At 69.0% G+C, this 22435-nt stretch carries 22 protein-coding genes; 7 read left to right on the top strand and 15 right to left on the bottom strand.

Annotation, left to right across the window (positions count from 1 at the left end; all coding sequences use genetic code 11):
• Positions 1-93 precede the first annotated feature (93 nt).
• Positions 94-216, top strand: coding sequence for a hypothetical protein (locus GUY59_RS50000; protein WP_269128806.1), 123 nt, complete (start codon positions 94-96; stop codon positions 214-216).
• An 84-nt stretch (positions 217-300) separates the two neighbouring features.
• Here the strand turns inward: GUY59_RS50000 and GUY59_RS15645 are convergent, their stop codons facing one another.
• From GUY59_RS15645 to GUY59_RS15630, 4 genes are all read right to left on the bottom strand, one after another.
• Entirely contained in the window at positions 301-1446 is a 1146-nt protein-coding gene (locus GUY59_RS15645; protein WP_138201218.1) for an acetyl-CoA C-acetyltransferase, read from the bottom strand.
• Between the two features lie 68 nt (positions 1447-1514).
• Complete coding sequence (locus GUY59_RS15640; protein WP_138201219.1) at positions 1515-2168, bottom strand: hypothetical protein; 654 nt, start codon at positions 2166-2168, stop codon at positions 1515-1517.
• Between the two features lie 24 nt (positions 2169-2192).
• A complete protein-coding gene (locus tag GUY59_RS15635; protein WP_138201220.1) occupies positions 2193-2951 on the bottom strand; it encodes a class F sortase in 759 nt (252 codons plus the stop codon).
• Between the two features lie 5 nt (positions 2952-2956).
• Positions 2957-3148, bottom strand: a complete 192-nt coding sequence (locus tag GUY59_RS15630) for a hypothetical protein (RefSeq protein WP_138201221.1) — start codon at positions 3146-3148, stop codon at positions 2957-2959.
• Between GUY59_RS15630 and GUY59_RS15625 the strand changes: the two genes are divergently transcribed.
• Together GUY59_RS15625 and GUY59_RS15620 are read left to right on the top strand one after the other, a co-directional pair.
• Positions 3141-3299, top strand: coding sequence for a hypothetical protein (locus tag GUY59_RS15625; protein ID WP_161714557.1), 159 nt, complete (start codon positions 3141-3143; stop codon positions 3297-3299). The two genes, GUY59_RS15630 and GUY59_RS15625, sit on opposite strands and share 8 nt — an antisense overlap.
• A 66-nt stretch (positions 3300-3365) precedes the next feature.
• A complete protein-coding gene (locus GUY59_RS15620) occupies positions 3366-3539 on the top strand; it encodes a hypothetical protein (protein WP_161714556.1) in 174 nt (57 codons plus the stop codon).
• A 370-nt stretch (positions 3540-3909) separates the two neighbouring features.
• On the opposite strand, the gene GUY59_RS15615 is transcribed toward GUY59_RS15620, so the two are convergent.
• Positions 3910-4725 carry a class F sortase gene (locus tag GUY59_RS15615; protein ID WP_138201222.1) on the bottom strand — a complete coding sequence of 272 codons (816 nt, stop codon included), beginning with the start codon at positions 4723-4725 and terminating at the stop codon, positions 3910-3912.
• Positions 4722-6053, bottom strand: a complete 1332-nt coding sequence (locus GUY59_RS15610; RefSeq protein ID WP_138201223.1) for a hypothetical protein — start codon at positions 6051-6053, stop codon at positions 4722-4724. The genes GUY59_RS15615 and GUY59_RS15610 overlap by 4 nt, the downstream gene beginning before the upstream one ends.
• A gap of 178 nt (positions 6054-6231) precedes the next feature.
• On the opposite strand from GUY59_RS15610, the gene GUY59_RS15605 reads away from it, so the two are divergent.
• A complete protein-coding gene (locus tag GUY59_RS15605) occupies positions 6232-7377 on the top strand; it encodes an acyl-CoA dehydrogenase family protein (protein WP_138201224.1) in 1146 nt (381 codons plus the stop codon).
• On the opposite strand, the gene GUY59_RS15600 is transcribed toward GUY59_RS15605, so the two are convergent.
• Complete coding sequence (locus tag GUY59_RS15600; RefSeq protein WP_138201225.1) at positions 7352-8740, bottom strand: hypothetical protein; 1389 nt, start codon at positions 8738-8740, stop codon at positions 7352-7354. The two genes, GUY59_RS15605 and GUY59_RS15600, sit on opposite strands and share 26 nt — an antisense overlap.
• Before the next feature lie 85 nt (positions 8741-8825).
• Positions 8826-10646 (bottom strand): hypothetical protein, encoded by a 1821-nt coding sequence (locus GUY59_RS15595; protein WP_138201226.1) that lies wholly within the window; start codon positions 10644-10646, stop codon positions 8826-8828.
• A gap of 311 nt (positions 10647-10957) precedes the next feature.
• On the opposite strand from GUY59_RS15595, the gene GUY59_RS47495 reads away from it, so the two are divergent.
• Positions 10958-11119: a hypothetical protein gene (locus GUY59_RS47495; protein WP_171055397.1), complete on the top strand. Its 162-nt coding sequence runs from the start codon at positions 10958-10960 to the stop codon at positions 11117-11119.
• Positions 11120-11130: 11 nt separating this feature from the next.
• Here GUY59_RS47495 and GUY59_RS15590 read toward each other — a convergent pair whose 3' ends face one another.
• The 4 genes from GUY59_RS15590 to GUY59_RS15575 all read right to left on the bottom strand — a co-directional run bounded on the left by GUY59_RS15590 (position 11131) and on the right by GUY59_RS15575 (position 15656).
• Complete coding sequence (locus tag GUY59_RS15590) at positions 11131-11652, bottom strand: DUF6624 domain-containing protein (RefSeq protein WP_201760920.1); 522 nt, start codon at positions 11650-11652, stop codon at positions 11131-11133.
• A 145-nt stretch (positions 11653-11797) separates the two neighbouring features.
• Positions 11798-12589 carry an alpha/beta fold hydrolase gene (locus tag GUY59_RS15585; RefSeq protein ID WP_138201227.1) on the bottom strand — a complete coding sequence of 264 codons (792 nt, stop codon included), beginning with the start codon at positions 12587-12589 and terminating at the stop codon, positions 11798-11800.
• A gap of 16 nt (positions 12590-12605) precedes the next feature.
• Positions 12606-14828: an ATP-binding SpoIIE family protein phosphatase gene (locus tag GUY59_RS15580; protein ID WP_138201228.1), complete on the bottom strand. Its 2223-nt coding sequence runs from the start codon at positions 14826-14828 to the stop codon at positions 12606-12608.
• Positions 14829-14951: 123 nt separating this feature from the next.
• Positions 14952-15656, bottom strand: a complete 705-nt coding sequence (locus GUY59_RS15575; RefSeq protein ID WP_138201229.1) for a metal-dependent transcriptional regulator — start codon at positions 15654-15656, stop codon at positions 14952-14954.
• 108 nt (positions 15657-15764) lie between these two features.
• Between GUY59_RS15575 and GUY59_RS15570 the strand changes: the two genes are divergently transcribed.
• Complete coding sequence (locus GUY59_RS15570; protein ID WP_138201230.1) at positions 15765-16376, top strand: UdgX family uracil-DNA binding protein; 612 nt, start codon at positions 15765-15767, stop codon at positions 16374-16376.
• A 91-nt stretch (positions 16377-16467) separates the two neighbouring features.
• Here the strand turns inward: GUY59_RS15570 and GUY59_RS15565 are convergent, their stop codons facing one another.
• Positions 16468-17745, bottom strand: coding sequence for an MFS transporter (locus GUY59_RS15565; RefSeq protein ID WP_252374950.1), 1278 nt, complete (start codon positions 17743-17745; stop codon positions 16468-16470).
• Positions 17746-17755: 10 nt separating this feature from the next.
• Positions 17756-18409 carry a pyridoxamine 5'-phosphate oxidase gene (pdxH, locus tag GUY59_RS15560; RefSeq protein WP_138201231.1) on the bottom strand — a complete coding sequence of 218 codons (654 nt, stop codon included), beginning with the start codon at positions 18407-18409 and terminating at the stop codon, positions 17756-17758.
• 177 nt (positions 18410-18586) lie between these two features.
• Here pdxH and GUY59_RS15555 point away from each other — a divergent pair, with 177 nt between their 5' ends.
• Complete coding sequence (locus tag GUY59_RS15555) at positions 18587-19693, top strand: citrate synthase 2 (RefSeq protein ID WP_138201232.1); 1107 nt, start codon at positions 18587-18589, stop codon at positions 19691-19693.
• Positions 19694-19741: 48 nt separating this feature from the next.
• On the opposite strand, the gene GUY59_RS15550 is transcribed toward GUY59_RS15555, so the two are convergent.
• Positions 19742-22408: a hypothetical protein gene (locus tag GUY59_RS15550; protein ID WP_138201233.1), complete on the bottom strand. Its 2667-nt coding sequence runs from the start codon at positions 22406-22408 to the stop codon at positions 19742-19744.
• Positions 22409-22435: the final 27 nt, after the last annotated feature.

Raw genomic sequence — 22435 nt, 5'->3', positions numbered from 1 at the left:
GCCAGCCATGACCGCCAGTCCGTCCAGACGCGGCAGCTGAGCTTGCCGACCGGCCTCCGAGCCGCGTCGAGAGTTACGCAAAGGAGCTATCTCATGCGAGTTCGCGCGAGCAACAAGAAGAAGGGCCGGCCTTCCTTGCCCACGCCCCGGCAGATGCCGAAGATGCCGCAGCGCCCGATCGCGCCGCCGAGGCGTGTGCCGTCGAAGGGCCGCTGACCAAGGACAACTACCAGGGATGGTAGTGAAGAGCGAGCGCCGCCTCCCCCGTACGCCTGGAGGCGGCGCTCGCGCCGTCTTCGCTCAGAGGCGTTCGATGATGGTGACGTTGGCCTGGCCGCCGCCCTCGCACATCGTCTGCAGCCCGTAGCGGCCGCCCGTACGCTCCAGCTCGTGCAGGAGCTTGGTCATGAGGATCGCCCCCGTGCCGCCCAGCGGGTGGCCGAGCGCGATGGCGCCGCCGTTGGGGTTGACCTTGGCCGGGTCGGCGCCGAGTTCCTTCGTCCACGCCAGCGGCACCGGCGCGAAGGCCTCGTTGATCTCGACGACGTCGATGTCGCCGATGGACATGCCGGCCTTCTTCAGTGCCCGCTGCGTGGCGGGGATCGGTGCGGTCAGCATGTAGACCGGGTCGTCGCCCATGAGCGCGAGCTGGTGGATGCGGGCGCGCGGGGTCAGGCCGTGCTCCCTGACCGCCTGCTCGGAGGCGATCAGCACCGCGCCCGAGCCGTCGGAGATCTGCGAGGAAGTGGCGGCGGTGATCTGGCCGCCCTCCTTCAGCGTCTTCAGCCCGGCCATCTTCTCCAGGGTGGTGTCGGCCCGGGGACCCTCGTCGTCCTCCACGCCGTTGACGGGGGCGATCTGGTCCCTGAAGTAGCCGTTGGCGATGGCCTTGGCGGCGCGCTGGTGCGACTCGAACGCGTACTGCTCCAGGACCTCGCGCGTGTAGCCCCACTTCTCGCACATCAGCTCCGCGCCGCGGAACTGCGAGATCTCCTGCTTGCCGTAGCGCTCGACCCACATCTCGCCGAACGGGAACGGCATGCCGTTCTCCAGCGCGGCCGTGATCGAGGCGCCCATGGGCACGATGCTCATCGATTCGACGCCGGCCGCCACGACGAGGTCCTGCGTACCGGACAGGACGCCCTGCGCGGCGAAGTGGATCGACTGCTGCGAGGAGCCGCACTGCCGGTCGATCGTGACCCCGGCGGTGGTCTCCGGCAGGCCCGCCGACAACCAGGCGTTGCGCGCGATGTCCATGCTCTGGGGGCCGAACTGCATGACGCACCCCATGATGACGTCCTCGACCGCGGCAGGGTCGACGCCGGTGCGCTCGATCAGCGCCTTCAGCGTGTGCGCGGCCAGATCAGTGGGATGGACGGTGGACAGGCCGCCCTTCTTCTTGCCGACCGGGGTGCGGACCGCCCCGACGATGTACGCCTCTGCCACAGTGCCTCCTGGAAACCGAGCAATATTCGGTTACTAGGTGCACATTACAACAGAACGACGTTCTGGGGTCATTCCGAGGGAGGTACGAGGTCCTCCGCGGCGTCGATCCTGAACCGCCACCGGTCGACCGCCAGCCCGTTCAGCGCCTCGGACAATCGCAGAGCGAGCGCGCCGAGCTTCTCCGGCTCCTCGCCGCGCAACTCGATCGCCGTCAACTCGGTCGCGAACGGCAGCAACTCCGCCGCGGCCGGCGGGCCACCCTTCTGCGGCACCAGCGCGGCCTTGACGTCGCCTGCCGTGAACGTGAACTCCTCGTCGTCCTGCTCCAGGAACGGGGCCAGCTCGTCGGTCTCCGGGCGTACGGGGAGGATGACGGCGGGGCCGCCCTCCGTCTCGTCGGCGGGATCGCTCACCTCGCCCCTGCACACCGCCAGCCCTTTCAGCCGGAAGGCCAGCCCCTCGGCGAGGTAGCGGTCGAAGAAGTCGATCGGCAGCGGGCCCTCGGCCGCCACCCGCACCGCCCACGCCTTCTCCAGCACCCCGCCAGTCAGCTCGGCCGCCGCCTCGACCGGCGCGCACACCCGCACGTCGGTCGCCACGATGTCGTCGCCGTCCTGGCGCGCGCCCGGATCGGCCAGCTGGACGATCCGCAGCAGCTTCGCCGGGTCGGGTTTGGTGGGCAGCACCGCCGTGGGGCCTGTACGCAGTCGTCGCTTCGCCATCCAGCCCATGCCCAGCCTCCGCGCTCAGCTTCGATAGGAGCTCGTCATCGTCGCATAGACGATGACGTTGTCGGTGTAGTGCCCGGTGCGACGATCATAGGTGCCGCCGCAGGTGATCAGGTGCAGTTGGGCGTTCTCCTGGTTCCCGTAGACCCGCTGGGTCGGGAACGTCTTCTTGCTCGCCTGCTCCACACCGCCGACCGTGAACACCGCCGTGGTCTTGTCCTGGCGCTTGACCTCGATGGTGTCGCCGTGCTTGAGCTCCGGCAGCCGGTTGAACACGGCAGGCCTCGTCTTGGTGTCCTTGTGCCCCAGCAGGACGGCCGGCCCCGCCTCGCCCGGCGTCGACATGTTGCGGTACCACCCGACCAGGTTGGCGTTGTCCGGCGGCGGAACCTGGATCGTGCCGTTCCTGGCCAGACCCACCGACCTGATCGGCGCGTTGACCCCCAGCCGCTTGATCACGAGCCGCATGGGGGTGGACGGCAACATGGGAGGGGCCGCCTTGATCTGGGGCAGCGGCGGCGGCACATCGGGGCCGCCCTGGAACAACGCCTGCTCCGACTGCCCCGACGGCTTCGGCTGCGCCTCCAGGGCCAGGGTGTCCCGGTTGGCGGCCAGACCGTACTCGTCGGGCGACCTGAACACGATCAGCAGCCCGGCCACCACGGTCACCACACCGGCGATGGCCGCCACGATCAGCACCGTCCTGAGCGCCGCGCCCCCTTTGTCCTCAGGCGGGGGTACGGGAGCGCCGCCACCGTACGGGTAGTAGCCGGACATCTCCGTCAGTCCCGGGCCGCGTTACGGCGACGCAGGAGAAGCCCGCCTCCGGCGGCGGCGATGATCAGCGCGCCACCCGTGAGGATGAACAGCCGGCCGTCGGGGCCCATGGTGCCACCAGCTCCCGTGTCGGCTCCGGCCTTGGGCGTCTCGGACTTCCTGGTGGGCTCGTCCTCCGACGACGGCGTGATGGTCACCGTGTGGGTGCTGGTCTTCGTGGGCCTGGGGCTGGTCGGGGTAGTGGTCGGGGTGTTCGTGGGCGTGTTCGTGGGGGTGTTGGTCGGGGTGCCGGTGCCGACGACAAAGCTGGCGGAAGGCCCGCCGGAGGCACCCGGCTGGCAGGTGTAGGTGTCCTCATTCACCTTGAGCGAGAATCCACCCCCCTTGAGCGCTACGGTTCCGGAGGCAGTGGGCGTGACGACCAAGGTCATCGTCGGGATGGGCAGGGGCGAGTTCTCTGTGATCGTCGGTATGGCGGAGGCACTGGCGACCACAGGAGTCGACGGGATCGGCGATCCGCTGGGGCTGATGGTTCCCTGCGCCACAACGCTGCTGCTCGGAGTGATGTCGGCCGGTGCCGGCAGGTAGTCCGACGCCGGCTGGCGAACGTCCCAGCTTATGGTCACCGGTGAGCTTGGCCTGGCTGATGTCGGCGTCTTCAACTCCATGGTGAAGACGACGCTCGCGTTAGTTCCGTTCGCTGCACAGTTGTAAGCCACGGGAGCCGGTTGCGCCACCGCGGCCATCACAGGTATCGCTCCGAAGATCCCTGCGCCTAGAACGGCCATAGCGGATGTCTTGAGGGCGAGGCGGCGCCGCGCCTTGGACGTCAGCACTTCCAGCTCCATTTCAGCGCAGTATCAACAGTCGTGCCAGAATTCCAGCCGTTGGTCACGGTTAGGTTGAGATCTTACGAACTGTCCCTGTCAACTTTCCCGTAAACCCGGAAAACAGCCGGTCAGCCCTTCTTCTTCGACAACGTCGCGTACACGATGATGTTGTCCGTGTAGTGGTGGGTTGTCTTGTTGTAGACGCCGCCGCACGTGATGAGCCGGATCTGGGAGTTGGTGGTGTTCCCGTACACCCGCTTGGTCGGGAACGTGTTCTTGCTGGCCTGCTCGATCCCGCTGACCGTGAAGCGGGTGACCTTGCCGTCCGAGCGGTACACGTAGATCTGGTCGCCCTTGGCCAGTTCGCGCAGGCGGTCGAAGACGGCGGGGCCTCGGCGGGTGCTCACGTGGCCGTTGATGATCGAGGGCCCGAGCTCGCCCGGGAGGGGCGAGTGGCGGTACCAGCCGGTCAGGCCCGCCTTGCGCAACGGCGGGGTGCCAAGTTTGCCCTGCTTGTCCAGGGTGACGGACCGGATCGACGCGTTCACCTTGATCTTGGGGATCTTGATGCGGGTGGGTCGTACCTGGGCCGTGCTCTTCTTCCTGGCCTTCGGGATGGCGGGCACGACCGGTGCGGCGGCCAGCGGGGGCGGCGCCTCCAGGCGGGCCGGCGTCAAGGGCACGTCCTTGCCTCCCGGCCCCACCGTGGCCGGGAGCACGAACGCGCCCGCGTTCTCCATCGGCACCTTCGTCGGAGCCATCGTCGGCGTCTCATGCGCGGCGGCCGGCGCCGCGAGCGGACCGGAGCCGTCGTCCACGGGCGGCGCCAGCGACAGGAGCGTCACCATGACGATGCCGACACCGCCGAGCGAGCCCGCGATCAGCAGGCCGGGCAGCGCGCGCTGCATCGGCGTCCTCTGCTCGGTCATCGGCTGCTCGGTCATCGGCCCGTTCCCCCCGCGTGCGCGGCCCTGCGCCTGCGCAGCAGCAGACCGCCGCCGACACTTCCCACCACCAGCACGGCCCCGCTGGTCACGAGCCCGAGCGGCGGCCCTTCACCGGCTATCGGTGCCTCACCGCTGTCCACGCCGCCCTTGGGCGTCTTGGGAACCTGGGCACGGACGTACCGGGTCGCGGTCGGTTTGGAGCTCTTCGGGGTGGACGAACCCGAGCTGGAACCCGTGGGCACCACGGCCACATGATCCCCGCCGATGGAGTCGCCGCCCGGAGGCGTGCTGTCCTCGTCGGTCGGATCCTCGCTCGGGTCGTCACTGGGGTCGTCCGTCGGGTCGTCCGAGGGGTCATCCGTCGGTCCGGGCACGGTGACGTCGATGGCCCCGGGGTCGCCCTGGAGCTCGCACGTGGCCTGGTCGTGCTCCGGCGGCTCGGTGATGTCGCTGACCGTCACCCTGAACGCGTCAACGTAGGCGACCTTCTCCTCCATGTTGATGGTCTCCAGGATGTGCGGCCCGTACTTGAGCTCCGGCGACTCCCAGAGGACCTCCTTCGAGGCGGTGCCCGTCATCTCCGTGCCGTTACGGTCCTTGCCCGGCTCGACCAGCGGGTCGGTGACGGTCTGGCCGTCCAGCTTCACCTGGATCTTGCCGAGGCCGCGCTCGCGCCTGGCGATGTAGGCGACCTTCGTGCCGGTGAAGTTCAGCGTGGCCTTGGCGTCTTTCGTTCTGGTCCGGTGCACGTCGTTGAGGTGGTCGGCGAACTCCTCGGCGGTCTGCCTCCGCCTCCAGCCGCCGTCGTACGCGATGTCCGACGTCTTGTCGTTGTTGACCGTCACCTCGCCCTCGGCGGGCGTGAACCTGACGGTCAGGGCGCCGGGCCTGAAGCGGACCGTTCCCGAACGCCCGATGGATCCCTGGTCGGACAGCCCTTCCGGCAGGTCGAGGAACTCGCCCGGCACCAGCTCGCCCTGCTCCTGGCCGCCCCTCGGCCTTAGCTGCCCGATCCAGGCGCCGCTGATGTCCACGACGCCCTCAAGGTCGAGGGAGGAGCCCGCGGGGAAGAACCCGGGCGAGCCGAAGCGCTGCGTGCCCGCGTACGAGATGCCCCAGCGTACGTTCATCAGCCCGCCGGCCTCGATCTGCGGCGTGATCCTGGCCTCGATGTCGACCCCGGCGCCGGCGATCCCGCCCTCGCAATGGTAGGTGGCCACCAGCGAGGCTTCGGCCTGGCCGGGGATGGAGGAGGTCACGACGAACGCGGTGGAAGCGGCCGCGCCCACCGATGCGGCGATCAACGCCTTGCGCCATCGACTCACGGGAGACTCCGATCAGCCACAAATACGCCGACGGTAGATCCTAGAGTCGAAAACACCCGCCCTACATACCGAATCCACCACATCCGGGCACTTGTGATGAACCCGTGTCCGCGGCTCCCGCCGTACCGGCAAAAGGGGTATACCTCGCAGTAACAGGACCCTATTCCGGAGGCGACCGATGCAGCGAGACCTCTTCGACGAGGAGCACCTCCTCTTCCGCGAGAGCGTGCGCGCGTTCATGGCCCGTGAGGTCGTGCCGCACCACGCGCGGTGGGAGAAGGACGGCGTGGTCCCCCGCGAGGTCTGGAAGAAGGCCGGCGAACTCGGCATGTTCGGCTTCTCGGTGCCCGAGGAGCACGGCGGCTCCGGGATCCGCGACTTCCGCTACAACGCGGTGATCGTCGAGGAGCTCATGCGGAACAACGCCACCGGGCTCGGCTTCTCGCTGCACAACGACGTCGTGGCGCCGTACCTGGTGGATCTGACCGACGACGCGCAGCGGCGGCGGTGGCTGCCCGGGTTCGTGAGCGGCGAGCTGATCACCGCCATCGCGATGAGCGAACCGGGCGCGGGCAGCGACCTGCAGGGCATCAGGACCACGGCCATCCGCGAGGGCGACCACTACGTCGTCAACGGGCAGAAGACGTTCATCACCAACGGCATCAACGCCGACCTCGTGATCGTGGTGGCCAAGACCGACCCCGATGCGGGGGCCAGGGGCACCACCCTGGTCGTCGTGGAGCGCGGCATGGAGGGGTTCGAACGCGGACGCAACCTCGACAAGATCGGCATGAAGGCCCAGGACACCGCCGAGCTCTTCTTCGACAACGTACGCGTGCCCGTCGCGAACCGCCTCGGCCCGGACGACGGCGAGGGCTTCGTGCAGCTCATGAACAACCTGCCGCAGGAACGCCTGTCGATCGCCGTGGCGGCGGTGGCCGCGGCGGAGGGCGTATTGGAACAGACCATCGAATACTGCAGGACCCGCCAGGCGTTCGGACGCTCCATCGGGTCGTTCCAGAACACCAGGTTCGTCCTCGCGGAGCTGGCCACCGAGACGGAGATCGCCCGCCACTACGTCGACAAGTGCATCCGCGCGCTCAACGCCGGGGAACTCACCGCGGTCGACGCCGCCAAGGCCAAGTGGTGGACCACCGAAGTGCAGACCAAGGTCATCGACCGCTGCCTCCAGCTCCACGGCGGCTACGGCTACATGACGGAATATCCCGTCGCCAAGGCATGGATGGACAGCCGGGTCCAGACCATCTACGGGGGCACCACCGAGATCATGAAGGAGATCATCGGCCGCTCCTTCGGATTCTGACCGCGCGGTCGTCCTGCCACGCCCGGTCACCGATGGGCTGCGGCGACGCCCACTGGGCGAAGGACGTGTTGCCGTAGGGGTCGAGCCGCAGGATGGGGACCTCCCGCTTGAGCGAATTGCCGTCATGGCCGATCTCGATCTTGCCGCTCGCGCCGTCCACGGAGACCGTGCCGCTGCGCAGCATGGCAGCCACCTCCTCCGGCCCCAGCTCATCCAGGTCCCTGGCATACCGGTCGATTGCCTTGATCGTGAGGTACAGGGCGTCGTGGTGCATGATCGCGTGGCCGTCGTCCAGCGGTTCCGCGCCGAACAGCCGCGCATACCCCTTGGTGTCCTTCGCGCCGAACCTGGCCTTGATCGCGTCGAGCACCCTGCTGTCCGGATCGGACACGTTCGCGCCGTGGGCCAGAGCAGTGCGATACAACCGGATCTTGCCACCGCTGTCCGCCCACCTGGGGTCCTTGACGGGTTTGCTGATCTCGCTGGCGTCGTCGCCGGCGATGACGGTCATCCCCCGTTCCACGCAGGGTCTCGACCGGCTCAGGCCCTGGAGCAGCGTGGGGAGGTGCTGCGAACGGGCCGCGTAGAAGACGGTGTTGGCGTCGGAGTTGCAGATCTTGTCCGCGATGTTGCCGATGACCGTCCCCGCCGACTTGACCGATGAGTCGAAGGTCAGCGGCCGACTGCGGTGCTTCGCGACGACGACGCTCGCGAGCGTGTTCTCGAAGGACTCGCTCAGCGACTTGGTGTAGCTGTCACGGGAGTTGGTGTCCGTCACGGTGATGGGCTTGAGCACCGGGACGGCCCGTTCGGCGAAACGCACAGCGGCCTCGGCCTGGTCATTGTTGAGGGGTGCTACGCGTACCAGCGCTTCATGGCCTTGCAGCTCATCGGAGGTGATGACGGCGGCCACCATCGCGATCTTGGTCTGGCTCAGCCGGCCGATCACTCGCTTGGTGGCGTCCACGCTGTTGCCCAACCCGATGACACCCGTGATGCGCTCGCTCTCCACCCGCCGTTCCAGCTCCTCCACGGTGTCCTCCCACTCATCGGACGTGATGCTTCCGACGAGCAGCCTGATGTACGGGGCCGCCGACGGGTCGGCGTTGCGCCACAGCTGCGCGAGGTGGGCCCCCTGGAGTGCATGTCTGATGGAGTCGAGGCCCAGACCCGTCTCGGCGGCGTCGCCCGACATCGGCAGTAAGGCGACGATGGTCGCGTACGCGTCCGGATGGCCGGCCATCACCTTCGCGTTCTCCGCACGGATGCGTTCCATGATGTCCTCCAGGCTCTGGTCGAAGGTGTCGGCGGCGTCGGTGAGCTTCGGCGGTGAGCTGAGCACGCCATGCATGCCGGCTGCCATGAGAGCCAGGACGACGACCGCGACGGTCCCGATCCGCCTCAGACGGCGACGCCGCGTGTATCCGGTGGAGGGCGGAAACCACACGTCAGCGACCGCGGTCGTCATAACGTTCTGCCTCCCGCCCGAAGAACGCCGCCCCGGTGCTGGTCTGCAACATGGGCAACTGGAGCCTGATGTTGCTTCTGCGTCTGCCGCGCGGATCGAGCAGCGGGTCGAGATGGAACCACCTGTCCACCACCAGTGTCCTGATCACGCAGGCCCGGTCCGACGGGCCCGCGCCGGACCGCTTCGCGACCAACGCGTCGTAGAGCGCGTCCAGGGGCCGGTCCAACGGCAGGCGGTTGGGCGCCGTGGTCACCTGTTCGTAGATGCGGACCCATTCCGCAAGACGGGTGTCCTCTTGGTCGCGTACGTCGAGCTCCGTCATCTTCTCCGCCAGGAAGCTCACCACTTCGTCCAGATGCGAGTCGTCCTTGTCCGTCACCCGCGCGAGCCTGTGGTACATGGCGGACACCTCATCGGCCACCTCGGGCCTGCGGTAATAGCTCTCCATCGCCTCGTGCGCCTGGTCCCAGCGTTGCGGGTCTCCAGCAAGGCGGTGCAACAGCAGCCGCCTGAGCCAGGGATGAAGGACGACGACCTCCTTGCCGTCGCGGGACGCGGGGATTCCTCTGCGGTTCGCCTCCCCTCCGAGGCTGGTGAGCCACAGCCCCGCGGCCAGATCGTGGCGGAGACGCGAGGCCTGGTTCGTACCGTCCGGCAGGGCGTTCTCGGCATCGTCGACGCATCTGGCCGCGGACCACGCGGTCAGCTGGTCGCGGTGAGACGGCAGGTGCGGGAGGCGGTCGAGCGTCCGTGCCCGGTGCAGGATGGCGCGGAAGTCGTCGTCGTCCCTGGCCCCGCCCAGCAGGGCGGTCAGCTCACGAACCGCACCCGCGTAGCCGCCGGTCAGTGTGGCGATCGCGGGCCCATAAGTCGTCTCGGCCGGCTCGGCCTCCGGCATGAGCACGGGGTACCAGTAACTCGGTTCCGCTGGACCGCGTCGTTCGAGCCAGTCGCAGTACGCCGCAGTTCCGAGCGCGGGCGGCCGGCGTTCCCCCCTCGTTCCCGGGCATGTCCATCCGGTGATGCCTTTGTGCCACGTCCTCGATGCGGCCACGACGAGGAGAGGATCCGCGTCCAGAGATTCTCTGGCGCGCCAGGTTCTCGCATCGACAATAGCCTGCAGAAAGGAGCTTTTGACCGGATGGTCGGCGCCGTCGAGCAGCAGAAGGCAGTTGCGGGGATAGGTCCGGCCGGCCCACGCCTGGGCGAGATCTTCGAGGAAGGCTTCGACGAGCATTCTCCGCGCGATGGCCTTTTCATGCGCGTGACCTCGATGGTAATCGCGCGTGAGACCGAAAATGTTGCCGTCGACTCTTTTGTCCAGCCACGCCCTTGCATCGTGATACAGCCGTTCGCCGGCGTTGACACGGCGGCCGACCAGACCCGCACCAATGATCAACATTCTCAGCCAGGGGCCGACGTTCGGCAACAACCCCGCGAGTTCACCCAGCTGCGCCAGGTTGTCCGGCGCTTGATCCTTCCTGGGGTCGAGGGTGCGCTCCAGTTCGTCTGCTAGCTGGATGTCCGGCAAGTTCGGATCCATGCCTAGAACAACCAAGGTGAAGATGGTACGGGGCATCTTGACCTTATCGTCCACTATCAGCCGGTGAGCGAACGTCTGAACCAGCTTCGAGAGATCCGCAGGAGGCGACAGATCCGACTGAAGGCGGATCACGGGCGATGGCGGCCTGTGCACGCCTTTCGCCATGCGATCGAGCATGGCACTCTTCCCTGTTTCCGGCAGCCCCATGAGAAGAATGACCGGCATCCCACCCCGTCCGGAGATGTCCGTCTTGCGCAAACACTCACTCAATAGCGCATGCCAGCCACGAGTCATAATCTTCGCCATACACCCAAATAAGGACAAGAAGCACTCTTATAGGGAAGCGCTTTGGCACGGCAATCTACTCGATGAAATTGGCGAAGTCATGCCAGTGTAAAAAACGGTGGCGATGTCATGACGGCAGGATCCATGAGTGATCGTTGGCAACCCCTGGACCGCTGTCGGCGTCATCCTCGTGAACACCGCACACAGATCATCCCTGGCCGCGGCATCCGCATCATCTCGACCACGACCGCGCGGAAAGCCCGCGCACACCGCATACTGGACGCATGGACGGCGGCCTGATCCTCCTGGTCTTCCTGGCCCTGCTGGTCGCGTGGGGCCTCAACCGCGTGCGCCGGGCACTGCGCCTGGGCCCGGTCGGCTATGCCGGGGTGATGATCGTGTTCATCATCGCCATGCTGCTCGTCTGGGGCCAGACCAAGGTCTAGGCCCCGCTCGATCAGACGGGGAGCGGATCAAGCCCGGCTTCCGCCCGCCGCCGATTCACATGGGCGGGATCCTGACAAGGCCACGGAATGGGAACCCCGTCCCTGACGTCGGCGATCTGGCTGCCGCAGATCTGCTCGTGTCCCTCGTTCACCAGGACCCTGTCGCGGAGCATGGCCAGCATGCCGGGGTCGGCCTCCCCCGCCGCCACCGCCTCCTCCATCAGGCGCAACGCGCGTCGCTGCACGTCCAGCTGCCGATCGGCATGCTGAGCGACCAACCACGCCCGGCGTGCCCCTTCCTCGCCGACCAGCGTGACCGTCGGCCAGCCGTACTGGTCCATGATCTCGGTGAGGCGATCGGCGTTCCGGGTGGTCACGCGGCGGTACGTCAGCTGCGCCTCGACGTTGTTCTTCCAGTCGCGGTATGCCTCTCCTCCAGCGCTCGCCCCCTGCTGCGAACGTAGATCCTCGTCGGTCATGGCGATGAGCTCACCGGCGAGTGCCACGTCGATCCCGTCGCCGTCGTTGGGCATGTTGACTTCCTTTCGTGGCCGGTCAGCAGCAGGCTGACATGAGAACAACGGCATACCGTAGCAGCACTGGGCACAGCGCTTCGGCGAGTGCCGCCCGCCCGAAGTGGCGCGCCTGACGAGTTCAGACCTGCCGCCGTACGTCGGCCTACCGGGATCCGGCCTCGGCCGCCGAAGACTCCAGAATGACGCGGGACACGAGGCCGGGGTCGTCGCTCATCGGCACGTGGCCGCACCCCTTCAGCAGCTTGACCCGCTGCCCCGACCAGCGGGCCGCGCGCACCGCCTGGCGGCGCGGCAGGAGCCGGTCGTGCTCGCCCCACACGATCGAGATGGGCGACTTCGGCGGCGCGGGCGGCATCAGGCCGGCGAACGACTCCAGCGTCTCGTCGAAGCCGCTCGCCCGGCCCAGCGCCTGCGTGGCCGCGATCAGCGCCGTCGACGACAACCGCGACGGATGGGCGACCAGCACCCCGGCCGACACGGCCCGGAGCATCGGGTTCTCCGCCGCCCTGACGACCTGCTCCTGCGGCATCGCCCTGGCCGAGGCTCGCAGGGCACGCAGCACCGACTGGCAGTAGACCAGCTCCGAACGCGACCAGAAACCCGCCGGCGACAACGCGGTGGCCGACCTTACGACGCCACGCGAGGCCAGCTCCAGCGCGATGTAGCCGCCGAGCGAGTTGCCCGCCACATGCGGTTCGCGTACGCCGAGCAGCGCGCAGAACGACTCGACGGCGTCGGCCAGCGACTCGGCGGTGGAGGGGATGCCGTCGGGCAACCCCGGCGACGCGCCGAAACCCGGAAGGTCGAGCGCGATCACCGTGCGTGCGGCGGCCAGTCGGTCGAGCACCGGCGACCATGCCTGCCAGTGGTGACCGATGCCGTGGATGAGGATCAGCGGCGCGCCGACGCCCCGTCGTTCGAAGGCCAGCTCCATCCGCCCAGTGAATCACTCACCTGCTGCGCGTGGGAATCTCGAACCAGACGGCTTTGCCTTCCCTGGTAGGTCGCGATCCCCAGCGTCTGGCCAGCTGGTCGACCAGGTAGAGGCCACGCCCGCCCTCGTCGTTCTCGCCCGCGCTGCGGATGCGGGGCAGCCGCAGGTCCTGGTCGAACACCTCGACCCAGACCGACTCCTCGCCCCTGCGCAGCCGCAGCGTGAACTCCTTGTCGCCGACCACCTCGTCGTCGAGGCCCGGGACGTCCCACGACTCCTCGAACGGCAGCGGCGGGCCCTCCACGACCAGCTCCCTGCGCGGCACGCTGGAGGTGGCGGCGTGCAGGACGACGTTGGTCACCACCTCGGAGACGAGCAGACAGGCCAGCTCAGCGCGCTCCTCCGGCACATTCCAGCCCGCGAACGCCTCCGACGCCATGCGCCGGGCCTCGCCCACCATGATGGGCTGGGCGGGGAACGTGCGCTCCTCGACGTCGAGATCGACGTCGCTGGAGCGGACCACGAGGATCGCCATGTCGTCGTCGATCTCGCCGGGCACCGCGACCGTGGCGACGTCGGCGATGCGCTCGGCCTCGGCCCCGGACATCTTGGTCAGTGCCTCGCAGAGCACCCCGAGCGTCTCTTCCTCACTCGGCGGACGTCCGTCGCGGCCGGGACGGCGGTCGACGAGGCCGTCGGTGTAGAGCAGCAGCGCCGCGCCCGGCGGGAGGGTGCGGGTCTCCTCCTTGTAGACCAGGTCGGCGTGCAGGCCCTTGGCGCGCACCCCGAGCGGCTGACCGACCTCCTCGATGTCCAGCTCGACGCACTGGCCGTCGACGAGCAGCAGCGGCGGCGCGTGGCCGGCGTTGGCGAAGGACAGCTGGCGCGACCAGGCGTCGTAGACGAGGTATTGGCAGGTCACGATGGGCGGGATGCTGATGTCGGCGCCGCTGTCGTCCTGCTCGGGCGTGGCGATGATGCGCGTCCACTCGTCGAGCCTGGCCAGGATGTCGGCGGGCGACTTGTCGTCCTGAGCGAACGCCCTCAGCGCGGCCCTGAGCTGCCCCATGACGGCCGCCGCCTTGGCGCCCCTGCCCTCGACGTCGCCGATGACGATGCCGACGCGGCCGGCCGACAGCGGGATCACGTCGTACCAGTCGCCGCCCACCTGCGTCTGGATGCCCTGCCCGTGGGAGGCGAGCGGGGCGGCAGGGTAGTAGCGCACCGCGATCTGCAGGCCGTCGAGCTGCGGAAGCGCCCTCGGCAGCAGGTGTTTCTGGAACGACTCGGCGGTGTGGCGCTCCTCCTCGAACAGCAGCGCGTTGTCGATCGCGAGCGCGACCCGGGTGGCGATGGCGCCCACGAAGTCACGGTCGAAGGCGTCGTAGTGAGGGCTGCGCCGGTCGGTGAGGTTGGACAGGCCGAGGTACATCAGCCCCAGCGTCTCGCCCCGCACCAGCAGGGGGGCGACGATGGCCGAGGTCATGCCGATCTCGCCGCACAACCGCGCGCTGCTCTCGGTGGGGGCGGGGAAACTGCTGTTGGAGAAGTCCTCGACCAGGATGGTCTCCTGGCGGCGCAGCGCGGTGTCAGCGTAGTGGCCGGAGGGATAGCGGATCTCCGCGCCCACCGGCTTCCATGTGCCCGACGGGGGCGACCACCCCTGTACGTGCTGAGAGACCCTGCGGACGAGCCGGTCGCCCTCCGTCAACTCGATGAAGCAGTGGTCGGCGAACTGCGGGACCAGCATCTCGGCCACGCGCTTGAGCGTCTCTTCGACGTAGAGGGAGCCGGCCAGCCGCTCACCGATGCGTTCGAGCAGCCCGAACCGGTCCTTCTCGCGCTCGTTGCTGCGCAGCGCCTCGCGGGCGAGGATGACGATGCCCGTGACCGAGCCCGACTCGTGGCGCAACGGCACCGCCTGGGCGCGAACGTAGACGATCGTGCCGTCGCCGCGCCGGACGTCGAACGTGCCCTCCCACACGCCGCCCTTGAGCACGTGCTTGGCCAGGTCGATGGCGAGCGGGTGGTCCTTCTCCATGATCCCGAGGGACAGGACGGACGTGTCACGCGCCGACGTCGTGACCGTGTGGCCGAAAAGCTTCTCGGCGAACGGGTTCCAGTAGAGCAGGTTGCTGAAACGGTCGGTGACCACCACCGCCATCTCAGCCTGGTCGAGCACGGATCCGGCGCCAAGGTGATCAGCCGTTTCCTGTGACAGATCCCCCCATCGCTTCATCCGGCGACCACTCCTCGGGGTGGCGTGTCTGCAAAGCGGACCACGGGCGCTCCTGCAACAGTCTTGGCCAAGGGAGAGTGGAGGGCCTCCCAGGAGGGATTCAACCAAGCAGCCGCGCGCGCGTCAGCGCTTGGAGACAAAAACGTGCGCGGCGACATCACGCGGAAGCTCCGCGGGAGTGTCGTCACTGTCACCGTCACCTGTCACCCGCACACCATCGTCGCTCGCCGCGAGCGTCACCTCGCGTCCGGGTTGTATCCCAACTTGCTTGAGTTTAAGCATCACAGCGGGATCGCTTTGCACTTGTTCGCTAATTCGGCGGATGACGACGGGCGTCTCCCTGGCCCCCGCGACGTCGCACATCGTGGTCAGCGCGCTGTCGCCGGACTCGTCCACCTCGCTGACGCCCAGCTCGGCCAGCCCGGGGATGGGGTTGCCGTGCGGGCAGACCGTGGGGTTGCCGAGCAGCGTCACCAGGCGCGACTCCACCGACTCCGACATGACGTGCTCCCAGCGGCACGCCTCGATGTGCACCTCTTCCCACGGGAGCCCGATCACCTGGGTGAGCAGGCACTCGGCGAGGCGGTGCTTGCGCATCACCCGGGTGGCCAGCGTGCGCCCCAGCTCGGTCATGGCGAGATGCCGGTCACCCTCGACGCGAACGAGCCCGTCACGCTCCATGCGCGCGACGGTCTGGCTCACGGTGGGGCCGCTCTGCTGGAGGCGCTCCGCGATGCGGGCTCGGAGCGGGACGATGCCCTCCTCCTCGAGCTCGTAAATCGTGCGGAGATACATCTCCGTGGTGTCGATCAGGCCGTGTGCGGTCAAGGCAGTCCTCCCAACTGAATGCTACGCCGGTCGTGGCGGGGACTGAGCCCGTCCGCAGCGGGCACAGGAGTCACGTCAAGCCTATTGGGAGAACGACCGACGATGGTTATGGACGGCAACAACGGAGCGGCCCGGTTCCTTCCCGACCGGCTGCAGCTCGACGACCTGCGCGAGGCGGCGGCCCACTGCGAGGGCTGCGGCCTGTATCGGAACGCCACCCGGACGGTGTTCGGCGAGGGGCCGAGGCGGGCGGCGTTCATGCTGGTCGGCGAGCAGCCCGGCGACCAGGAGGACCGGCAGGGGCACCCGTTCGTCGGGCCGGCCGGCCGCGTGCTCGACCGAGGGCTGCGCGAGGCCGGGATCGCCCGGGAGTCCGTATATCTCACGAACGCCGTCAAACATTTCTCCTTCACGCCGAGAGGGAAACGGCGGATCCATCAGAAGCCGACGGCCGCCGAGATCGACGCGTGCCGTCCGTGGCTCGACGCCGAACTGGCCGTGGTACGGCCCAAGGTGGTCGTGGTGCTCGGCGCGACGGCGGCCAGGGCGCTGCTCGGGCGGGAGTTCCGGGTGACCCGGCAGCGCGGCGAACCGGTTCCGCTCGGGGACGCGCTCGCGGTGGCCACCGTGCATCCGTCGGCGGTGCTGCGCGCACCCGACAGGGACGACGCGTACGAGGGGTTCCTGGCGGATCTGCGGACCGCGGCCGACGCAGCCTGACCGGTCCGGCCTCAGGACCGGAACCGCAGGGACCGGGCCCTCAGGGCCGGAGCCGTGGCCGAGGGCGGCGTTCGGGCGGCGGCCGGGGTGGTCAACCGGTTTCCGGCGCCGGGCGGTCGGGGGCCTGGGCCGGCTGGTGGGCGCGGAAGTTCCTGAAGCCCGCCACCGACAGCCCCACGACCAGCACCGTCACCATGCAGGCGATCCCGCCGCCCACCCAGGCGCCGCTCAGCCCGAACGCCGTCGCGGTGGCGCCGGCCCGCAGGTCGCCGAGGCGTGGGCCGCCCGCCACCACCACCATGAACGCGCCCTGCAGCCGCCCCCGCATCTCGTCGGGCGCGTACAGCTGCAGGATGGACTGCCGCCACACCGACGAGACGACGTCCGCCACGCCGCCGACGGCCATGAACGTGACCACGAGCCACAGCTCGTGCGCCAGCCCGGCGGCGGCGACGGCGAGCCCCCACACGGCGATGACGACGACGAGCGCCACCCCCTGCCGCGAGACCCGGCCCACCCAGCCGGAGAACAGCGCGCCCGCGACGGCGCCGATGGCCATGGCGGAGGTCATCCAGCCGAGCGCGATCATGGAGCCGCCGAACCGGTCGGCGGAGAGTTCGGGGAAGAGCGCCCGCGGCATGGCGAACACCATCGCGATGATGTCGACGACGAACGACATCAGCAGCACCGGGCTCCTGGCGATGAAGCTGAGGCCCGCGAGGACGGCCCTCGCACCCGGACGACTCACTTCGCCCAGCGGAGGCAGTGAGGGCAGTCTGAGCGCCGCGTAGAGGCTCCCGGTGAACAGCAGGGCGTCCACCGCGTACGCCGCGGCGAACCCTCCCGAGGCCAGCATCACCGCGCCGACCATCGGCCCGGCCACCGCGCCGATGCTGTACACCAGCGAGTTGAGCGCGTTGGCCGCGGGCACCAGCTCCCGTTCGAGGATCCGGGGGATGATCGCTCCCCTGGTCGGCCCGGTGATCGCGAACCCCGTGGCGTTGAGCGCGACCGCGCCGAAGACCAGCCAGATGTTGCGCAGGTCGAGCAGCGCCTGCACGAGGATGAGCAGGGTGGCGGCCCAGGCGACGACCGAGCCGGCGATGAGCAGCTTGCGCCGGTCGACGGCGTCGGCCACCGCCCCGCCCCACAGTCCGAAGACGATCAGCGGCACGAGGTTGGCCATGCCGAGCAGCCCCACCCAGAACGAGGACTGGGTCAGCTCCCACACCTGCTGGCCGACGGCCACGACGGTGGCGCCGACGCCGATGTGCGAGATGGCCTGGCCGACCCAGAGCCGCCGGTAGGCCTGCACGCCCAGCGGCCTGGTGTCCACCACATGACGCTTGACCAGCTCCCCGAATGCCACTTAGAAGACCTTAAGGGGCCAATCTCTCCAGAACCCAGCCGGGTCGCGTGCGCCGGTAGCGGAGCCGGTCGTGCATCCGGTCGAGTTGGCCCTGCCAGAACTCCACCTCCACCGGGGCGACCCGGAAACCTCCCCAGAAGTCGGGCACCGGCGGATCCTCCGGCCAGCGCGCCGCCAGTTCCTCGTAGCGGGCGTCCAACTCCTCCCTGGAGCGCACGACCGCCGACTGCCGCGAGGCCCAGGCGCCGATGCGCGAGCCGTACGGGCGGGAGCGGAAGTATTCGGCCGACTCCTCCTGGGGGATCCTGGTCACGGTGCCCTCGATCCGCACCTGGCGGCGGATGGGATGCCAGGGGAACAGCAGGGACGCGCGGGCGTTCTCGGCCAGGTCGCGGCCCTTGCGGGACTCGTAGTTGGTGTAGAAGACGAATCCGCGTTCGTCGTAGCCCTTCAGCAGGACCGTCCTGGCGCCGGGCCGGCCGCCCGCGGAGGCGGTGGCCAGGATCATCGCGTTGGGCTCGGGCAGGCCGGCGTCGAGCGCGTCCTGGAACCAGGTGGTGAACTGTGCGATCGGATCGGGCGCGACGTCGGACTCGAGCAGCGGCTCGCCTTCGTACGTGCGGCGTAGCCCCGCCAGCACGGGCGGGCGCGGGGTGGCATCCACAAGACGGTATTCTTGCGCGCTTCTTGTGGAGGATCCCCTACGACCCTCCCACCAGCAGGTTTGGCCTTACGGCGGGTCCCGGGACCGACCGTGAGCTGGGAGGGGGTTAAATTGACCCGCCGGTATCTCGACATCAAGGCATTGCCGTGACATGGCAAGAAAGGGAGGCGGCCGAGCATGTCCGACTTCAAACCCGGCCTCGAAGGCGTCGTGGCTTTCGAGACCGAGATCGCGGAACCGGACAAAGAAGGGGGCGCCCTTCGCTACAGGGGCGTCGACATCGAGGACCTGGTTGGCCGTGTCCCGTTCGGGCACGTTTGGGGCCTGCTGGTCGACAACAAGTTCCAGCCGGGCCTGCCGCCGGCGGAGCCCTATCCCATCCCCGTCCATTCGGGTGACATCCGCGTGGACGTGCAGAGCGCGCTGGCCATGCTGGCTCCCGCCTATGGCTTCAAGCCGCTGCTCGACGTGAGCGACCAGGAGGCACGCGACCAGCTCGCCCGCGCCTCCGTGATGGCGCTGTCATTCGTCGCGCAGTCCGCGCGCGGCCTGGGCCTGCCGATGGTTCCGGAGAGCCGGGTCGACGAGGCCAAGACCATCGTCGAGCGTTTCATGATCCGCTGGCGCGGTGAGCCTGATCCCAAGCACGTCAAGGCCATCGACGCCTACTGGACCTCGGCCGCGGAGCACGGCATGAACGCGTCCACGTTCACCGCCCGCGTCATCGCCTCCACCGGCGCCGACGTGGCCGCCGCACTCTCCGGCGCGGTCGGCGCCATGTCGGGCCCGCTGCACGGCGGCGCCCCGGCCCGGGTGCTCCACATGATCGAGGGCGTCGAGCAGCTCGGCGACGCCAAGAAGTACGTCCAGAGCGAGCTCGACAAGGGTAACCGGCTCATGGGCTTCGGCCACCGCGTCTACCGCGCCGAGGACCCGCGCGCCCGCGTGCTGCGGCGCACCGCCCAGGAACTGGACGCCCCCCGCTACGAGGTCGCCGCTGCGCTGGAGCAGGCCGCGCTCGACGAGTTGCACGCGCGCAAGCCCGACCGGGTGCTCGCCACCAACGTCGAATACTGGGCTGCCGTCGTGCTCGACTTCGCCGAGGTGCCCTCCCACATGTTCACCTCGATGTTCACCTGCGCCCGCACGGCCGGCTGGGCCGCGCACATCCTGGAGCAGAAGCGGACGGGCAGGCTCGTCCGCCCGAGCGCCACCTACACGGGGCCCTCGTCGCGCCCACTGAGCGACGTCCCGGGCGCCGACGAGGTGACCGGCAACTACTGACCATGGTCCGTTCGGCTGCCGCGCCGATCGCGGCAGCCGTTCGTCGGGTCACTTGTTCGGCAGGCCCGTGCACAGAGGGTCCTTGGACGGCGGTTCGTTCGTGTCCAGCCGGCCGCAGCGCTTCACAAGGCGGGTGTAGCCCCATTCCGACTTCTCCACCTTCATGATCGCTATGGCCTTGTCGATGGGCGTGTGCCGCTCCGTGAGGTCGAAGCTCACCACCCCGCCCGATCCGGCCCAGGCGGCGTTCCCCGACGTCCTGGCCAGCCGGTAGAGGATGTCGCCCCGGCTCGGCAGCTGCACGTCCCCCTCCCCTCCCGCCATGCCGGCCGCCTGGTAGGCGGCGTTGGCGGCCCGGTAGACCACGTCGGCGGCGTCGTAGGTGAGGATGAGGTTGTCGTCGGAGGCCGTCGGGTGCCCCTTGTCCTGCAGCTTGCTGACGAACGAGGTGGCCGACGAGCGCGGCCACAACGCCCTGTGCGCCAGCGCCAGGTAGTAGACGTCGGCCTGTTTCGTGTTCGCGATCTCGTCGCCGTGGTCGGTCACCACCTTGACGACGTCGTCGCCCGCGATCACCTTCACCGCGCCGCAGGCGTTGCCCTCGACCGCCGTCAGGAAGGCCCGGAACTCTGACGCCCGCCCCGCGTAGACGAGGACGTCGGGTGCGAGCGCGCACGCCTTGCCCGCCGCCGAGGAGATGCCGCCCTGCTGGACCGTGTACGAGATCCGCTGCACGTCGGCTTTCTCCTCCGTCAGGGCCGCCTCGAAGTCGTCCGCCAGGTTCAGGGTGTACACGTCGCCCTGCGAGCGGTCCTCGACGATGACCGCGGTGGGGTTGCTCACGCCCTTGAGGAGGGTCCTCCGGGCGAACCGGGCGCCGAATGCCGCCTGGCGGACGTTGGTCGGCCCCACCTGGAAGTAGTAGGGGGAGGGCTCCCCGGGCTGGCCGGGCAGCCCGGGGTTGCTGATGTAGCCGAACCGGTCGGCCGTCGCCGTGCTCGACACCATCGGGATCTTCGCCAGGTGCAGCTCCCTGATCGCCTCGCCGATGCCCGCCACGCTGCGCGGCAGGCCCACCACCCCCATCACGCGCTTGTCCTGCTCGGCCATGTCGATGATGAGCCGGGCCGCCCTGCGCCCGTGGTCGAAGTTGTCGCCCGCGTTCGCGATCAGCACGTGTAACCGGGGGGTGCTGGTGACCGTACGCTGGTATTCCTCGACCGCGGCGAGCTCGGAGACCGCCGCGGCGAGCCGGGTGTCGTCCTCCGCCGTCTTCTTGATCGAGAACTCCCCGAACAGGACCAGGCTGATGTACCTGCCGGAGCCGATCGCGTAGGCGTTGTTCTGGTCGATCTTCTTGACCAGCTCCTTCACGTCGCCCTCGAACAGGGTCTCGGGGGTGCTCCTTTCCGCGTTGACGACGCCGACGCATTCGTCCTCGACCCGCTCGACCCAGGGCAGGCCGCCGCAGTGCTCGTTCCTGTCGAGCTGGATCGCGTACACGAGCGAGAGCGGGACGATCACCAGCAGCGCCATCACCGTCCAGTAGGCCATGGCCCGCCTGCGGCGCGGCGGCGACGGGTCGTCCTGCGGCTGCGCGGGAACGGCCGTCGCCTCGACGGTCAGCCGCAGCTCGGGAACGCCCAGCCTGGCCATGTTGCGCCACTGCGCGACCGCCTCCTCCAGGTCGCGCAGCGGCTTCGGCGCCGCCTGCGCCGGCGGCACGCCGTGGGGCACGGCCGCCAGCACGAGCATCGGGGCGAACAGGCCGGTCTTCTTGGTGATCTCCTCCATCAGCCGCAGGAACCGCGCGCTGACGCCGTCGGGGTCGGTGATCTGCAGGACCAGCAGGCAGTACTGGCCCCTGCCCCAGCTCGGCCACGGAATGATCCACTTCTTGTACGCCTCGTGCAGGTCCTGCATCAGGGCGTGGACCAGCAGTTCCTCGATGGCGTCGTCCGGCGCGGCCGCCAGGCGCAGCGCGTATTGCGGCAGCCGCTCGAACCGCCGTCTCGCCAGGGTCGGCTCGCTGCTGAACCAGCCGGTGAACAGCGAACCCCTGATCGACATCGTGCCCTGCGCCAGTGTGCCGCCCAAGGCCACCAGGAGGCCGAGCAGCCAGGGGATGACCCCCACGAGGTCGGCGGCGCCGCCGGCCCACCAGACGGCCAGCGTGCCCACCGGCACCCAGGTCGTGGCGGCACGCGCAAGGAAGTCGGCCGACGTCTTGACGTCGTCGCCGCCACCGCCGGCCATGCCGCGCCGCCAGTCCTTCAGCCGCTTCTTGTACAGCTGGTAGTCGGTGTGCGAGTGCGGGTCGGGCACGCGGCCCTCGGGCCTGGCCCGCGCCCACAACACGAACTGCGCGAGCGGGAAACGCGGCGGCGGCAGCAGCGACCCGCCCACCGGCTTGCCCAGCCGACCGCGGTCGGTCTCGGCCTTGCCGGTGTGGTCCTCGTCGCCCGCCAGCGAGCTCACCAGGTCGAGGACCGACTCGTGCGCGCCGTCCATGACGCGGGCGTAGGGCACGGCCGTCTCGAACGGCTCGGCCAGCCGGTCGACCGCCGCCACCGCCTGCTCGCCGGTCACGAGCACGGTCGGCAGGGGCGGGTCGGCCCGCAGGAGGGTACGCCGGCGGATCAAGCGTTCGATGACACTGCGCAGATCGGCCATCTGGGCGCTCCTCCAGCCGGTGCCGTCCTCGTGCTCTGTCAACGATTGATCAATGAAAGGGGTTCATCA

This window comes from Nonomuraea sp. K271 (genome assembly GCF_009908215.1).
In the GTDB taxonomy this organism is placed as follows: domain Bacteria; phylum Actinomycetota; class Actinomycetes; order Streptosporangiales; family Streptosporangiaceae; genus Nonomuraea; species Nonomuraea longispora.
The sequence above is the reverse complement of the archived record's forward strand: the minus strand, read 5'-3'. Positions and strand labels throughout refer to the sequence as shown.

Bases quoted from the DNA above. Each gene is read 5' to 3' on its own strand.
- GUY59_RS47495 (WP_171055397.1), top strand. From the start codon at position 10,958: ATGGACGGCGGCCTGATCCTCCTGGTCTTCCTGGCCCTGCTGGTCGCG.
- GUY59_RS15555 (WP_138201232.1), top strand. From the start codon at position 18,587: ATGTCCGACTTCAAACCCGGCCTCGAAGGCGTCGTGGCTTTCGAGACC.
- GUY59_RS50000 (WP_269128806.1), top strand. From the start codon at position 94: ATGCGAGTTCGCGCGAGCAACAAGAAGAAGGGCCGGCCTTCCTTGCCC.
- GUY59_RS15580 (WP_138201228.1), bottom strand. From the start codon at position 14,828: ATGAAGCGATGGGGGGATCTGTCACAGGAAACGGCTGATCACCTTGGC.
- GUY59_RS15590 (WP_201760920.1), bottom strand. From the start codon at position 11,652: ATGCCCAACGACGGCGACGGGATCGACGTGGCACTCGCCGGTGAGCTC.
- GUY59_RS15605 (WP_138201224.1), top strand. From the start codon at position 6,232: ATGCAGCGAGACCTCTTCGACGAGGAGCACCTCCTCTTCCGCGAGAGC.
- GUY59_RS15570 (WP_138201230.1), top strand. From the start codon at position 15,765: ATGGACGGCAACAACGGAGCGGCCCGGTTCCTTCCCGACCGGCTGCAG.
- GUY59_RS15585 (WP_138201227.1), bottom strand. From the start codon at position 12,589: ATGGAGCTGGCCTTCGAACGACGGGGCGTCGGCGCGCCGCTGATCCTC.
- GUY59_RS15640 (WP_138201219.1), bottom strand. From the start codon at position 2,168: ATGGCGAAGCGACGACTGCGTACAGGCCCCACGGCGGTGCTGCCCACC.
- GUY59_RS15625 (WP_161714557.1), top strand. From the start codon at position 3,141: ATGGTCACCGTGTGGGTGCTGGTCTTCGTGGGCCTGGGGCTGGTCGGG.
- GUY59_RS15615 (WP_138201222.1), bottom strand. From the start codon at position 4,725: ATGACCGAGCAGCCGATGACCGAGCAGAGGACGCCGATGCAGCGCGCG.
- GUY59_RS15600 (WP_138201225.1), bottom strand. From the start codon at position 8,740: ATGGCAGCCGGCATGCATGGCGTGCTCAGCTCACCGCCGAAGCTCACC.
- GUY59_RS15635 (WP_138201220.1), bottom strand. From the start codon at position 2,951: ATGTCCGGCTACTACCCGTACGGTGGCGGCGCTCCCGTACCCCCGCCT.